At 56.4% G+C, this 14711-nt stretch carries 13 protein-coding genes; 6 read left to right on the top strand and 7 right to left on the bottom strand.

The features are described 5' to 3' along the window. Positions 1-22: 22 nt before the first annotated feature. The 4 genes from BD01_RS05170 to BD01_RS05155 form a co-directional block, all read right to left on the bottom strand. Positions 23-2413, bottom strand: coding sequence for a CDC48 family AAA ATPase (locus tag BD01_RS05170; protein WP_042690752.1), 2391 nt, complete (start codon positions 2411-2413; stop codon positions 23-25). Between the two features lie 96 nt (positions 2414-2509). Next, positions 2510-2992: an Hsp20/alpha crystallin family protein gene (locus BD01_RS05165; RefSeq protein ID WP_042690750.1), complete on the bottom strand. Its 483-nt coding sequence runs from the start codon at positions 2990-2992 to the stop codon at positions 2510-2512. 96 nt (positions 2993-3088) lie between these two features. Next, entirely contained in the window at positions 3089-3946 is an 858-nt protein-coding gene (locus BD01_RS05160) for an MBL fold metallo-hydrolase (protein WP_042690749.1), read from the bottom strand. Positions 3947-3976: 30 nt separating this feature from the next. Next, positions 3977-4264 (bottom strand): hypothetical protein, encoded by a 288-nt coding sequence (locus tag BD01_RS05155; RefSeq protein ID WP_042690747.1) that lies wholly within the window; start codon positions 4262-4264, stop codon positions 3977-3979. Between the two features lie 201 nt (positions 4265-4465). Here BD01_RS05155 and BD01_RS05150 point away from each other — a divergent pair, with 201 nt between their 5' ends. The 5 genes from BD01_RS05150 (at position 4466) to BD01_RS05130 (ending at position 10314) form a co-directional block, all read left to right on the top strand. Beyond that, the gene (locus tag BD01_RS05150; protein WP_042690746.1) at positions 4466-5404 is read left to right on the top strand and encodes an ABC transporter ATP-binding protein; all 939 of its coding nucleotides are present in this window, start codon (positions 4466-4468) and stop codon (positions 5402-5404) included. Then, positions 5401-6171, top strand: a complete 771-nt coding sequence (locus BD01_RS05145; protein ID WP_042690744.1) for an ABC transporter permease — start codon at positions 5401-5403, stop codon at positions 6169-6171. Before BD01_RS05150 ends, BD01_RS05145 begins: the two co-directional genes overlap by 4 nt. 86 nt (positions 6172-6257) lie before the next feature. Beyond that, positions 6258-7946 (top strand): acyl-CoA mutase large subunit family protein, encoded by a 1689-nt coding sequence (locus tag BD01_RS05140; RefSeq protein WP_042690743.1) that lies wholly within the window; start codon positions 6258-6260, stop codon positions 7944-7946. A 186-nt stretch (positions 7947-8132) separates the two neighbouring features. Next, complete coding sequence (locus BD01_RS11050; protein WP_051482163.1) at positions 8133-9581, top strand: CGP-CTERM sorting domain-containing protein; 1449 nt, start codon at positions 8133-8135, stop codon at positions 9579-9581. A gap of 121 nt (positions 9582-9702) precedes the next feature. After that, entirely contained in the window at positions 9703-10314 is a 612-nt protein-coding gene (locus tag BD01_RS05130) for a hypothetical protein (protein WP_042690741.1), read from the top strand. Here BD01_RS05130 and BD01_RS05125 read toward each other — a convergent pair whose 3' ends face one another. Continuing rightward, on the bottom strand, positions 10315-12435 hold the full coding sequence (locus BD01_RS05125) for a restriction endonuclease (protein ID WP_042690739.1): 2121 nt from the start codon (positions 12433-12435) through the stop codon (positions 10315-10317). 123 nt (positions 12436-12558) lie between these two features. Between BD01_RS05125 and BD01_RS05120 the strand changes: the two genes are divergently transcribed. Further along, positions 12559-13779, top strand: a complete 1221-nt coding sequence (locus BD01_RS05120) for a phosphoglycerate kinase (RefSeq protein ID WP_042690737.1) — start codon at positions 12559-12561, stop codon at positions 13777-13779. Here BD01_RS05120 and BD01_RS05115 read toward each other — a convergent pair. Both BD01_RS05115 and BD01_RS05110 read right to left on the bottom strand, forming a co-directional pair. Beyond that, positions 13761-14237, bottom strand: coding sequence for a PadR family transcriptional regulator (locus BD01_RS05115; protein WP_042690736.1), 477 nt, complete (start codon positions 14235-14237; stop codon positions 13761-13763). The genes BD01_RS05120 and BD01_RS05115 overlap by 19 nt on opposite strands. Before the next feature lie 43 nt (positions 14238-14280). After that, positions 14281-14694, bottom strand: a complete 414-nt coding sequence (locus BD01_RS05110; RefSeq protein WP_042690735.1) for a 4Fe-4S dicluster domain-containing protein — start codon at positions 14692-14694, stop codon at positions 14281-14283. Positions 14695-14711: the final 17 nt, after the last annotated feature.

Raw genomic sequence — 14711 nt, 5'->3', positions numbered from 1 at the left:
AAAATGTGAAGGTGCCACGCGGTCAACCGCGCGACTGCTTGAACTGCTCCTGTATCTTCCTGTAGTACTCCATAGTCTCCTTGCTGACGCTCGGCCCAATCTTCTTCAGTGCCTCCTCGAAGTCCTTCATGGTGACCTTGACCTTCCTCCTGATTTCGTCGGCCTTCATGCCGGGCTTGATGATGCCCTCCTGGAGCGCCCTGCGCATGGCGAGCATCGCGGCCTCTCTGACGACGGCCTCTATGTCGGCACCGGTGTAGCCCTCGGTTCTCTTGGCGAGCTCCTCGAGGTTCACGTCCTCCGCGAGCGGGACCTTCCTGGTGTGCACCTTGAATATCTCCAGCCTGGCCTTCTCGTCCGGCGCTGGCACGAGTATCAGCCTGTCGAACCTTCCTGGCCTGAGCAGGGCCGGGTCTATGATGTCCGGCCTGTTGGTGGCACCGATGACGACGACACCGCTGTTCTCCTGGATTCCGTCCATCTCTGTGAGGAGCTGGTTGATGAGCCTGTCGGTTACGCGGTTGACGTCGGTTCCCCTGCGCGGAGCTATCGCGTCAATCTCGTCGATGAATATCACCGTTGGAGCCGCCTGGCGAGCCTTCCTGAATATCTCCCTGATGTTCTTCTCGCTCTCGCCGACCCACTTGCTGAGCACCTCTGGACCCTTGATGGCGATGAAGTTGGCCTCGCTCTCGTTCGCTACAGCCTTGGCGAGGAGGGTCTTACCGGTTCCCGGCGGACCGTAGAGCAGGATTCCCTTCGGCGGGGTGATTCCAAGTCCCTGGAAGGCCTCCGGGTACTTGAGTGGCCATTCTACCGCCTCTCTGAGCTCCTGCTTGACGTCCTCAAGGCCTCCAATGTCGTCCCAGCGGACGTTCGGAACCTCGAGGAGGACCTCCCTGAGCGCTGAGGGCTCGACCATCTTGAGGGCCTCGTAGAAGTCCTTCCTGGTGACCTTGAGCTCCTCGAGGACTTCTCTGGGTATGTGCTCGGCCTCGAAGTCAATCTTGCCCTCCTTGATGAGCCTCCTGAGCGCGGCCATCGCCGCCTCTCTCGCCAGAGCCGCGAGGTCCGCTCCGACGAATCCGTGGGTGACCTCGGCCAGCTCCTCCAGCAGGGCGTCGATGAGCCTCGCCTTGACCTCGTCGTAGAGCCTCTCGTCGAGCTCCCTGAGGGCCCTCTTTATCTCCTCCTCGTCCTTCGCCTTCTCGACCTTCTCTATGGCCCTGTCTATAACGTCCCTGAACCTCTCGTCACCGCGGAGCTTCTCAAGTATCTCTATCACCCTGTCCCTCCTGAAGTCGGGCTCGATGGGCATTCCCCTAGTGTGTATCTGGAGTATCTCCTTCCTGCCCTGCTTGTCCGGAACGCCGACCTCAATCTCCCTGTCAAACCTTCCTGGCCTCCTGAGGGCCGGGTCTATTGCATCCGGTCTGTTGGTGGCACCTATGACTATGACCTTGCCCCTGCTCTTCAGACCGTCCATCAGCGTCAGGAGCTGTGAAACAACCCTCTTCTCGACCTCGCCGTGGGTCTCTTCCCTCTTCGGGGCAATGCTGTCAATTTCGTCGATGAAGATTATCGCCGGTGCGTTCTCCTCGGCCTCCTTGAAGACCTCCCTGAGGCGCTCCTCGCTCTCACCGTAGTACTTGCTCATTATTTCGGGGCCGTTGATGGCTATGAAGTGGGCGTTGGCTTCGTTGGCGACGGCTTTGGCGAGGAGGGTCTTACCTGTTCCGGGCGGACCGTAGAGCAGGACACCCTTCGGAGGCTCGATGCCGAGCTTCTCAAATATCTCCGGGTGCTTGAGCGGGAGCTCAATCATCTCCCTGACCTTCTGGATGACGTCCTTCAGGCCACCGATGTCCTCGTAGGTAACGCCGAGCGTTGCGGTCTTGGCGACCTCCTTGACGGGCTTCTCGCTGACCTGGAAGTCGGTGAACTCGGTTATCTGGACTATTCCGGCCGGAGTAGTCGCGGTGACGACGAAGGTGAGCTCCTGACCGAGGATTCCTATCTTTATGTAGTCGCCCCTGACGACGGGCCTGCCGACGAGTCTGCTGTGGAGCCACTCGACGAAGTCTCTTCCAAACCTAATCGGCTCGGTTGGAGCAACGATGACCTTCTTTGCCTCCTTAACGTCGGCCTTTCTGACCGTAACCTCGTCGCCGAGTCCGACGCCGGCGTTCTTCCTGATTGTTCCGTCCATTCTGATGATGTTGAGTCCCTCGTCCTCCGGGTAAGCGGGCCAGACGACCGCTGCGGTGTTCTTGGTTCCGATAATCTCGACTATGTCGCCGGGCTGGACGTTGAGCTCGCGCATGGCCTTCCTGTCAATCCTAACGATTCCCCTACCAACGTCCCTCTGATAAGCGGACGCGACCTTAAGCTTGATTTCCTTCCTCTCGCTCATATACACCACCTCCGTTTTGTGAGCGATGATTGTGACGGGCTTTATTTTACCTGAGGGCGGAGCCCCTTCAAATGAAAAACAACGAAAGAGCCAATTTCACTCAATCTTAATCTCGACACCCTCGCCCTCGGGCTTCTTCGGGGCCTTCTTGGGAAGCTCGATTTCGAGGACGCCGTTGTTGTAGCGGGCCTTCGCCTTCTCGGGAATGACCTCCTCCGGAAGCCTGATGACCCTCCTGTAGCCGGTGTAGTAGCGCTCGATTCTTATCGCGCCCTCCTCCTCGAGCTCCTTCTCGCGCCTTATCTGGGCCTCGATGTAGACGGTGTCCTCGGTAACCCTGAGCTTGATGTCCTCCTTCCTGACTCCCGGAAGCTCGACGGTGATAACGAACCTGTCTCCCCTGTCAAAGATGTCCACGAAGGGCTCTCTCCAGGTCTCGCTGATTTCAATGCGCTCCGGCTCGCGGTAGCTCCAGAGCCTTGGGCCCCTCATGAAGTCGCGGAATATGGCGTCAATCTCCTCCTGGATTTCCCTCATTATGTCAAACGGGTCCCAGTAGCGGTCCCTCCTCCAGACCATCGGGCATCACCTCCCGACGGTCTTTATTTTGGTTACCGATAGTTACTAAAAAGTCAACCCTTTATAAACTTTTCGATTTTAGTTCCATGAGGTTAGTTAAACTGTGAGCTCTGATGTTCTTTCCACGGGTTCGGCATCGTAGCCGAGCCCCCGGAGGATTCCCGCGAACTCCCTGGCAAAGCCGTAGACGGTGAAGATTCTCTCAGGCTTCACCCTTTCCACTATCCTCACCAGCTCCCAGAAGTCGGCGTGGTTGCTGAGCCTCAGCCTCCCGAAGCCGGAAACGGTAAGCTCCCAGGGACTCAAAGAGTTCTCGACCCTCGGCGAGCGGTAGGAGCGGAGGATTACCTCTCCATTCCTCTCGATGTTGCCAAAGCGAACCCCGAACTTGGAGTAAACCCTCGCCACTTTCAGCATCTCGCGCGAGGGCCTTACGGTTATTCCGTGGACGTCGAGTATCTTCATGACCTCCTGCGCTTTCCCGGTCTGGTTCACGTAGAGAACCGGCCTCTTCCCCCTGTCAATGGCTTCCTCGACGAAGGCGATTAGCTTCTTTTCAGCTTCCATCGGCGAGGGGAACGTGAAGGCTGGAACGCCAAAGGTGGCCTCGATTATCAGGAAGTCCGCCCTCGGGAAGCGACTCTTTTCAGCGGTTCTCAGCTTGAACCACTTGGTGTCGCCGGTGTAGAAGAGCGTTCCGGCCTCGAGCCAGAGCTTTATTCCGGCCGAACCAAGCATGTGGCCGGCTGGATAGAGCTTCGCCTTAACGTCGCCGATGTAGAACCTCTTCCCGAAGCTGACCTCGCGGTAGAAACCGCCCTTGCGCAGGTGGCTGAGGAACTTGGTCGCCCTGGTCGCGAAGATAACCTCCCCGCTGACGAAGTGGTCGCTGTGGGCGTGGCTCTGGAAAGTGAAGCGAGCCGAGCTGTCGAGGCCTATACCTTTGACGAGCATCAGAAAAACTTGGGGAGGGAGCTTAAAGCTTTAAACCCTGTTGAGCATGCCCATCAGGGGGTAGTAGATGTCGTCAAGGCTCTCCCCCTTCTCCACGGGGAACTTGAACGTCACGATTCTACCCGAGACCTCGAAGGACGGCCCCTCGGGCTTTCCTGGGACGAGCTTTACCTCAACGACCTCCAGCATGTCGAGCCCCTTGAGCTCGGCCCTGCCAAAGAGGGTCCCCTCGAAGGCCCCGCGCGAAAAGGCCTCCTCCAGCCGGGGCCTCAGCCCCGTGACCCACTTGGAGCTGGCCCTCCTTGCCACGGTCTGCACGCCACCACCTCCGCAAAGTTTTCGAGAATTCGAATAAAGTTCGAAAAATATTAGTCTTTTGGCGCAATCTTTGTAAAATGTTCAAACGACTGTGGGGCGTTGGGAAAGTTTCCGTCAGAGCGCCAACCATTCTCTCCGTTTTTGTACATGTGCCGGCACAAAGCTTATTAGCATCGCTTCGATTTCAATTTAGGTGTTAAGATGGCCGACTACGCCATTGAGACCCTCGGGCTCACCAAGTTCTTCGGAAAGCGCAACATCGTTTATAACCTCGACCTCAGGGTTCCGAAGGGGGTCGTTTACGGCTTTCTCGGGCCGAACGGGGCAGGAAAGACGACGACAATCAAGATGCTCACCGGCGCGCTGAAGCCGACCTACGGCGAGATTAGGATTTTAGACCTTGAGATGCCCCGCGAGAGGGTTGAAATCATGAGGAAGGTCGGCTACATGCCCGAGAAGCCCTTGGCATACGAGGACATGACTGTTTTCGAGTTTCTGGTTTATATGGGCAGGCTCTCCGGCCTTGGGCGGGAGGAAGCGAGGGCGCGGGCGAGGGAGCTGATGGCCTACACCGGCGTCGGAAGGCTCGCCTTCAACAGGGTGAGGGAGCTCTCGAGCGGGCAGAGGCAGAGGGTTTCCTTCGCGTCCGCCCTAATCGGCGACCCCGAACTGCTCATCCTCGACGAGCCGACCAGCAACCTCGACCCCATCGGCAGGATAGAGTTCATAGGAAAGGTTCTCGAGCTGGCGAAGGCCGGGAAGACGGTCTTCCTGTCGAGCCACATAGTCAGCGAAATCGAGAGGACGTGCAACTACGTGGGCATAATCAAGGACGGCCAGATGATAGAGCAGGGGCGCGTCAAAGACCTGACGAGGTTCGAGAGCAACGACTACGACGTGGTCGTCTCGGACAACGCCCGGCTGATGGAGTTCCTGCGCGACAAGGTTTACGTGCGCGAGGTCTGGGAGGAAGAGGGAATCCTGCGGGTTCGCCTCGACGAGCGCTTCGCGGAGAGGTTCTTCACGGAGGTTCCTCGGTTTATAGGCGAGAACGGCCTCGCGCTGAAGCTCTTCAAGCCCCACACGAGTCCGCTGGAGAGAATCCTCATGAAGCGCTTCAACGCGGGGTGGGAGGAATGACGCCGGTTTTCGAGACCGAGTTTCTAAGGCTAATCCGCTCGCGGAAGTTCAAGCTGCTCTTCCTCGTTACGATTTTCCCGGCGGTAATCTACCTGCTCAGCCCCAACGCGAGCGGGACGGGGGTTGAACCTCTTAAGAAGGGCTTTGAGGACCTCTTCGCCGACCTGCTTCCAAACTACTGGCTCGGGATAATCGGCCAGCTCATAGCGGTCATAATAATGAGCGACCTCATCGCCGGAGAGATTGACAGGGGCACGATAAGGCTAATCCTCGCGAGGCCCATCGGAATCGGCGAGTTCCTTGCCGGGAAGTTCCTCGCGGGTTTATCTGCACTCCTCGTGCTCTTCGGAATCCCCTACGCGGTGGTCTGGCTCTACGCTCCCCTTCCCTACCGCGCGGGTTTGGCCGGGGTTAAGGCCCTCGCCGTTGACTTTGGGGCGGTTCTCGCTTCGACCGCCGTAATTTTGGCCTTTCTCGGGGCGCTCTCGATGTTTTTGGCGGTCCTCGTCAGGAGGCCCCTCTACGCAACCCTCGCCACGTTCGGGATACTCTTCCTCGGCCAGTTCCTCCTTCCGCAGGTTCCCTACTTCGAGCACCCCGAGAGGCTGACCCTCGGCTACCAGGCCCTCGTGATGTTGAAGGCAGGCTTTGAAAGCCTGAGCGTGACCGGAACGCCCTGGAAGACTGCGGTGGCCTTTGCAGTTGCCTCCGCCAGCCTGCTATTAGTCACGTGGCTCCTCCTCGTCAAAGGGGAGTTTCCGGATTGATGGACTTTTTATCCAATGCCAAATGCTTCCTTTCGCTATGTAAAAGGTTTTTATAGTTCCCCGCCCTACCCTAAGCGGTGGTTGATATGACCTTCGATAAGGAGAAGCTCGCCAAGATTCGCGAGGAGGAGAAGCGCTGGGAGGAGACCACTGTTGAAAAGTTCCTCCAGAAGGCGCCGGAGAGAAAGGAGAAGTTCATGACCGATGACGGTTTCGAGATTAAGAGGCTCTACACTCCCGCTGACCTCGGCGAGGACTGGGACTACCTTGAGAAGCTTGGATTCCCCGGCGAGTATCCCTTCACGCGCGGTGTCTACGCAACGATGTACCGCGGCAGATTCTGGACGATGAGGCAGTACGCGGGCTACGCCACTGCAGAGGAGAGCAACAAGCGCTATAAGTACCTCCTCGAACAGGGGCAGACCGGTTTGAGCGTCGCCTTTGACCTGCCGACTCAGCTCGGCTACGATTCCGACCACCCCATGGCCGAGGGAGAGGTCGGAAAGGTCGGCGTTGCCATTGATTCGCTCTGGGACATGAGGATTCTCTTCGACGGCATTCCGCTCGACAAGGTCTCAACGAGCATGACGATTAACTCGACCGCCGCTAATTTACTCGCAATGTACATTCTGGTTGCCGAAGAGCAGGGCGTTCCCCAGGAGAAGCTCCGCGGAACGGTTCAGAACGACATCCTGAAGGAGTACATAGCGAGGGGAACCTACATCTTCCCGCCCCAGCCGAGCATGCGCCTTACAACGGACATCATAATGTACTGCGCCGAGAACATACCGAAGTGGAACTCGATAAGCATAAGTGGTTACCACATAAGAGAGGCCGGAGCCAACGCGGTCCAGGAGGTTGCCTTCACCCTGGCCGACGGTATAGAGTACGTCAAGGCCGTCATCGAGCGCGGTATGGACGTTGACAAGTTCGCCGGAAGGCTGAGCTTCTTCTTCAACGCTCACAACAACTTCCTCGAGGAGATTGCCAAGTTCAGGGCCGCGAGGAGGCTCTGGGCATACATCATGAAGGAGTGGTTCAACGCCAAGAACCCGCGCTCCATGATGCTCCGCTTCCACACCCAGACCGCAGGTTCAACCCTTACGGCTCAACAGCCTGAGAACAACATCATTCGCGTTGCCATTCAGGCCCTCGCGGCGGTTCTCGGCGGAACCCAGAGCTTGCACACCAACTCCTACGACGAGGCCCTCTCGCTCCCGACCGAGAAGAGCGTAAGGATTGCCCTAAGGACCCAGCAGATTATCGCCTACGAGAGCGGTGTCGTTGACACCGTTGACCCGCTCGGAGGTGCCTACTACATCGAGTGGCTCACCGACCACATCTACGAGGAGGCCCTGAAGTACATCGAGAAGATTCAGAAGATGGGCGGAATGATGAGGGCCATAGAGCGCGGTTACATCCAGAAGGAGATTGCCGATGCCGCCTACAAGTACCAGAAGGAAATCGAAGAAGGGAAGAGGATAATCGTCGGCGTCAACAAGTTCCAGACGGATGAACCCCTCGAGGTCGAGATACTCAAGGTTGACCCGAGCATCCGCGAGAAGCAGATTGAGCGCCTAAAGAAGCTCCGCTCCGAGAGGGACAGCAAGAAGGTTGAAGAAGCTCTCGACAAGCTCAGGAACGCGGCCGAAACCGACGACGAGAACCTCATGCCCTACATCATCGAGGCCCACAGGCACCTCGCGACCCTCGGCGAGGTCACCGACGTCCTTCGCGAGGTCTGGGGCGAGTACCGGGCGCCGTTGATATTCTGATTTCCTTTCCTTTTGGTCTCTTTCTATTCTGCGCTGAACCGCCTATACAATGTTCCAACCATTAGTGTTAAACGCGCTTATCCCCCAGCAACGTTTTTAAGTCCTGCCACTAACTGCAACTCGATGGTTGATTACCACTCCTCTGGGCCACTCTGTGTTAATCTATCCTTCCAATACGATGGGAGAATGCGGAAGGCGATTCCACTCATCGCGCTCCTGTTGCTCGCGGTTCCCGTCTCGGCGTATCAAGTTAGGTCACCCGGCCCCGTCTACGAGGTGAAGTACTCAGTTCTCTCGAACGGAACCGACGCCCTAATCCATCTGGACGTCCTCCAGTGGGGAATCACCTGCGGCATGGTCGATTGCTGGCCCGAGGTCTACTCCGACCACGATTACCTGCTCTACTTCAACGGTTCTCAGCTCTACCTCCTCAACTTCACGCCCGCCCTGGGCCTTCCAACGTGGAGGGTATCCTACAGGGGGGTTACTTTCTTCAACGGGAGCTGGTACGTCTGGACCGAGTACTATCCACCGGCCTGCTTGACGCTGGTTGATAGGATTTATCGCCTCGACTTCCAGGACTTCTGCATCAAACCCGCCGACGTGGAGTGGTTTGGGCTCCCGAGGGGAAACGTCAGCGATTCGATAGACGGCTGGCGGATTGAACTTCAGTCCATCGGCCCCGGCGAGTGGGGTTACGCGAACGTGAGCGACCTCTGGATTGCCCTGAGTGAAAACGCGAGCAAAGGGTTTTCTGTGCCGATTACGGTTCCAAACTCCAGCACATTCCCGGCTTACTTCACCCTCAAACGGGACGGTACAACGAGGAGGATAACGCTCCTCTATCTGAACACCACGAGAAACCCCGAAATGCTCGTTCAGGGCTTCTGGTTCCCGAGTGATGTTAAAACAGTCAACGTGACGGTCTGCAGAAGCGCCAGCGTTAGGTTCCCCATCACAGCGATTCGGGTGGAGGACGTTTACAGGGGAGGAGAAGGCGTTATCCTCGTGGTCGATTACGAGGTTCTCAGTCCGGGAATGTGTCCGGGAAATCCGCTCAACTGCACCCTCGTTCCCGACATGGTTTCCAGCTATCTCTTCTACGTCTCCTCCAGCGGGCCGTACTTCCTCGGCGCCTATCCAGAAGAGCCGGTGGTGAAGTTTGAAGACGGCCTCTGGAGGTTTAAGCTCCACCTCTGGAACGGTAGCGTTGAGAACGCGACCTTTAATCCCGTCTGTCTCAACGACTCCAACGTGAGTCCCGTTGAAGTGCCGAAAGTTCCCATTGAGTGGACTTCCGTGAAGGTGGGGAACCTCACGGTGAGCTATCCAGCGGGATTCCTGGGTTTTTCGGACAACCACACGGTCATAATCCTGAACGGGAAAATTTCAAAGGTCCTTCCCCACGTTCCCTTTGCCGTAACGGTGAACGGAAAGTTCTACCCCCTGTTCCGTTCCGTCAACGGCACGCTCCTTCCGGTTCCGCCGAAGGTTGGCCCCGGCCTTAACTGCACTCCCTCAGCCCTTTCGGAAACGTCCACGGCGGGGGGAGAAAACCGGGAAATCTGCGGTCCCGGAGCCGTTCTGCTTCTGTCTGTGTTGGCCCTTGTTTTTTGGAAATCTGGCCTGAGATGACCTTTCCAAACCCCGCCGTTTTCCCGCTTTTTCTCGAAAAACCTTCGGAAGAGATAGCTTTCACCCGACCGGCATGGAAGGGTTTTTAAACCGTAGCTTTGAGCGTCCCTTGGTGATGGGGGTGAAGTTCAAAGGCAAGGCCTTCGGAAACGTCGTGAGGATTGAGTTCGACATACTCACCCTCGGCGAGCTTAAGATTGATGATTTGAGAGACTTTGACGTTGATTCCCTCAAGATTGAGCTCAAGCCGACCTCATCCGGTATAAAGGTTATCGGCATATGGGAGGGGCCCGTTGAAAAAGCGGGAGAGGGCATAAAGAAGGCCCTTGAGGAGAGCTACAAGCTCCGCGAGAGGATACTCAACAGGATTAGGAGCAAGACCGAGGCGATACGCTCGACGATGCTCCAGCTCGGCTTCAAAGAGGCAGTCGAGGGCTACGGAAGCGTCCTCCGCTTCGTCAAGAAGGTCGGCCCCTACGAGATTGTCGTGGTGGCTTCAACCACCGACGACGTTGTTCGCGTGGAAGTCTACGGCAACGAGGGCAAAATACTCAGTCCAGAGCTTGAGAGCATCTTCGAGGACGTTGAGGTTGAAGAGCTTGAGATTTACGACTTCGACGACGGCAAGGAGGAGAGGCTCGTCATAAACCTCGAGATACCGCGCAACGAGGACAAGCCAGAGAAGAAGATAGTGGAAGCAATAAAGATGATAGAGAACATGCTGATGGCTTAGTTACTTGTACTTGCTCTCCAGCTGGAGCTGTTTGAGCTTCGCCGTCAGGCCCTTCGCTGGGGCCCTGTCTTCGCTTATTATCTTCCCCGTTCTCGTGTCAATCCTCGCGTAGTAGAGGTGGTCCTTTCCGGCGACCTTTATGTGGATGTAATTCTGCTCCTTGTAGTGGGTCAGCCTCTCGGTTCTCAGCTCGGTTTCGCCGTAAATCTTCCGTATGTGCTCGTGGAAGCTGTTCTCAAGGGCAACCTCCGTGAAGCGGACGTCTTCCTCCTTGACCTCGCCGGTCTTCCTGTCGAGGATTAGCTTTCCGACCTTCGTTCCGCCCTGGAACTCCGCGACCCAGTCGTTTTCAAGCTTTAGCGACTTGAGCTCCGCCGTCTCGTCGATTCCCTTTATCCGCTCAACCGCTATCTCCCTTGCAACGTCTTCGAGCAGAACGCGGTCGGTTTCCTCTATCAGCTTGCCGTCCTTGCTGACCTTAACCTTTATCGCGTGTCTTTCGTTCTCTGCGGTGACGAGGTAGGAAGCCTCCTTCTCCTCAACGTCCCTTACCTTGAAGTCCGGGTACCTTTCCTTAACGAGCTCCTTCGCCTTCTCGGGGGTTATCTCGACGATGTAGTCAAGAACGTCCCTCGTCGCGCCGTCAACCTTTACGAGGGCCTTTCCACCTTCGCCCTCAAGTTCGAGTTCAAGGAACTTGTGCTCTATGACCCTGCTTCCCTTCATCTCAAGGTTTCTCAGCGGGAAGTTCTCCTCGATGACCCTCCTTGCGTTGTCGAGGGCCTCCTCAGGTGAGGGGAGCTTTCTGACTTCCTTCAGGCTTCCGTTCTCGAGGTTGACCTCAACGACCGCTATCCCGTCCCTGAGCTTGACGTCGGCGACGGCCACCTTCTTGCCCTTCTCAAGGCTCAGGATTTCGCCCTCAGGATACGTCCTTGTGAGAAGTTCTTTCAGCGCTTCGTCTGTTAAAACAGTCTCTGCTATCAATATTTTTCCGGTGTAGGCGTTGAACTTGAACTCGAAGGTAAAGCGCTTTGTTTTTCCGGTTACCTTTACCTTCCAGCCCTCCCTAGTGAGCTCCATCGTTTCAGGACTCTCGCCAATGCGATTTTCCACTATTTCTCTTACCTTCTCCTCAAAGAACTCCTCCGGCAGGGGCTTCATCTCGAACTCCACTTCACCGGTGACGGGGTTGACCCTCGCCTTCCCCTCGTTCTCCCCGACCTGGAGCTCGACTTCAACGCTCTCCGGGATGTACACCTTCTTTCGGTCCTGTATCCTGACCTGTCCCTCTGTAACGCCGAGCTCCTTCGCGAGTCTCTCCTTGAGGATTATCACGGACTCGCTGGGGCTTATCTGGTTTATTATTTCCCTCTCGGTGGCCTTTATCGTGGAGCTGTCGTTGAGGAGGGCCTTCTTAACCGGGGTGGCGAGTTCGCTTGAGAGGGCCTTCGGAACCACGTTCTCCTTCGAGAACACGACGGCTTTATCGCGTTCGTTTTTCTCGTCAACGCTCCAGGAGAGTATGTAAGCGCTCGTGAGAACGACCTTCATTGATTTTATCCTCAGCTCGGCGGGCTTGACGGGGTACTCGGTGCTCGCCTTCTTTGCTATGAGCCTTGTTATCTCCTCAGGAGAGAACTCGTAGAGGAGCGGTGCGTCAAGCTCGAACTCTTCGAGCGGGCTCTTTTCCTCTTCCTCGTCCTTCTCCTCTTCAATCTTCGGTGCCTCTATGCCGTAGTTGGAGAAAGTCTGTGCCAGTTTGTCGGCGTCCCACATCACTATTCTTCCGCGGTACTCCTTGGCGACTGTGCTCCTCGCGTCCTTTGTGAAGCCTATTGGGGCAACGAGAATCCCTCTGTCGGCCTTGTACTTGTCAAGGAGGTCGCCGAAGACGTTAATGTCCTTGGCGGATGCAAGGGACTCCGTGTGAACCTTTATGATGAGCTTCTCCATTCCAGCTATCGGGTCATCCCTGATTGCAACTATGTCTATGCCCCACTTTCCCCGGTCGCTGACGCGCTCGTAGTTCTTAAACCCCATTCTTCCGAGAACCTCGATGATGTAGTCGATGAGCGTCTCGCGGGGGAGCTTTCTCACCAGTTGGGCCGTCCAGGTCATGCCGTTCACCTTCCGAAAGGAATAATACGTTCCCCTTAAGAACTTACTTGAGCTCCGTTATTCACTGGGAGTGTCCAAATAAGCTTTATTAATGGCCATATTTAACATTTTCCCGGTGATGCAATGTTCAGGCTCACCGACTTCAACTTTCACGGCAAAACGGTGTTTCTGAGGGTGGATTTGAACTCTCCAGTTGAAAACGGACGGATTACAAGTGACGCGCGCTTCAGGGCGGTTCTGCCAACGGTGAAACACCTCGTCGAGGACGGAGCAAAGGTCGTAATCGGAACCCACCAGAGCAGGCCCTACAAGGGCGACTACATAACGACCGAGCAACACGCGGAAATCCTCGGCGAGCTTCTCGGGCGGGAAGTTGAGTACGTCGAGGACATCTTTGGAAGGCTCGCGAGGGATAGAATAAGGGCCATGAAACCCGGAGAAGTTCTCATGCTTGAAAACCTCCGCTTCTCGGCAGAGGAGGTCTTCTACAGGCCCCTTGAGGAGTGTGAGAAAACCTTCTTCGTGAGAAAGCTCGCCCCGCTCATAGACTACGTCGTCAACGACGCCTTCGCCGCGGCACACAGGAGTCAGCCATCCTTAGTTGGCTTCGCCCGGCTGAAGCCGATGGTGATGGGTCACCTGATGGAAAAGGAGATAGACGCCCTCAGCAAGGCCTACGAGAGCGACGAGAGGCCGAGGGTTTACGTGCTCGGCGGTGCGAAGGTTGACGACTCGCTCAGGGTGGCGGAAAACGTCCTGAGAAAGGGTAAGGCCGACTTAATACTCACCGGCGGTCTAGTCGGCCACGTCTTCACCCTCGCGAAGGGCTTCAACCTCGGCGATGCCAACCTTGAGTTCATGGAAAAGAAGGGCCTCCTCGAGCTTGTTGACTGGGCCGAGAGAATACTCGACGAGTTCTACCCCTACGTGAGAACCCCGGTTGACTTCGCCGTTGACCGCGACGGAGAGCGCGTTGAGGTTGACCTGCTGAGCGACGAGAAGTGGCTCTTCGACCGCTACCCAATCCTTGACATAGGCTCCCGGACGGTGGAGAAATACCGTGAGATTCTTCTGAAGGCAAAAATCATAGTTGCCAATGGCCCGATGGGCGTTTTCGAAAGAGAGGAGTTCGCGATTGGAACCGTTGGCGTCTTCAGGGCGATAGCCAAGAGTCCAGCTTTCAGCGTCGTCGGCGGTGGTCACTCCATCGCGAGCATCTACAGGTACAACATAAAGGGCATAAGCCACGTCTCAACCGGCGGAGGGGCCATGCTCAGCTTCTTCGCAGGGGAAAAGCTTCCCGTTCTTGAGGCCTTCAGGATAAGCTACGAGCTCTTTTCCTGACCTTTTGTTTCCCCGAGGAGAATCAGCCTGACCCTCTTGGTGAAGTCCATGAACTCCTCGGCAAGGGTCTTCTTCTGCTCCTCGCTCAGTTCGTTAATCGAGTTGAAGACGTCTTTTAGGGCGCGGGCAAGCTCGACCCCGCCTATTTTCCTGAACTCGATGAACCTCTCGGTTAGCTCAAGAACGCTTCTGAGCTCCTCCTCGTGCTCCCGCAGGTATTCCCTTCCCCTTTCAGTGGTTCGGTAGAGCTTCTTCTCCCTCTTACCCGAGCCGACAGTCTCGATGAGCCCGGCCCTCTTAAGCGATGCGAGAATTGGATAAACGGTTCCTGGACTGGGGTGGGGGACGCCGTATCGGCTCTCCAGTTCGGCCATTATCCCGTAGCCGTGCATCGGCTTCTCGTCGAGCATCTTAAGGATTAGGAGCTTGAGCTGACCCCTGAAGTTCGGCCGCTCCATATAATTCACCGATATATCGTTCGACATGTTGGTTTAAAAGCTTTCAGTTGTTCTTCTTGAACTTCTCGGCATGCTCCTTCCGGAACACAAACTTGACGCCGTACTTCTTCTTGAAGGGCAGTTTCAGGGTGTTGTAGAGCAGAACGAGGGCTGGATGCCTTACGGGCTTCTCGACGGGCCTCAGCGCTCCCGTTGGGCAGGCCTGAACGCAGATGTAGCACTTCTTGCAGTTTTCCGGATTGGCCATGAATGGCCTGAGCCTTACCTTGTACTTGAAGCCGAAGAGGCTAACCTTCATCGGGACGACTTCCCAGATTTTATCGCTGAACGGACACACGAAGATGCATTCCTCCCCTCCGCCGCAGATTGGGTAGTGTATCACGAGCGGGGCGGTTTCCTTCATCCTCTCGTAGTACTCCTTCCAGTCCGGTGTGTTCTCGGGTTTCCCTTTCTCCATGGCCTCGACCTCCAGAT

Origin of the sequence: Thermococcus nautili, from assembly GCF_000585495.1 — an archaeon.
GTDB classification, from domain to species: Archaea; Methanobacteriota_B; Thermococci; order Thermococcales; family Thermococcaceae; genus Thermococcus; species Thermococcus nautili.
This window is presented reverse-complemented; position numbering and strand designations above follow the sequence as displayed.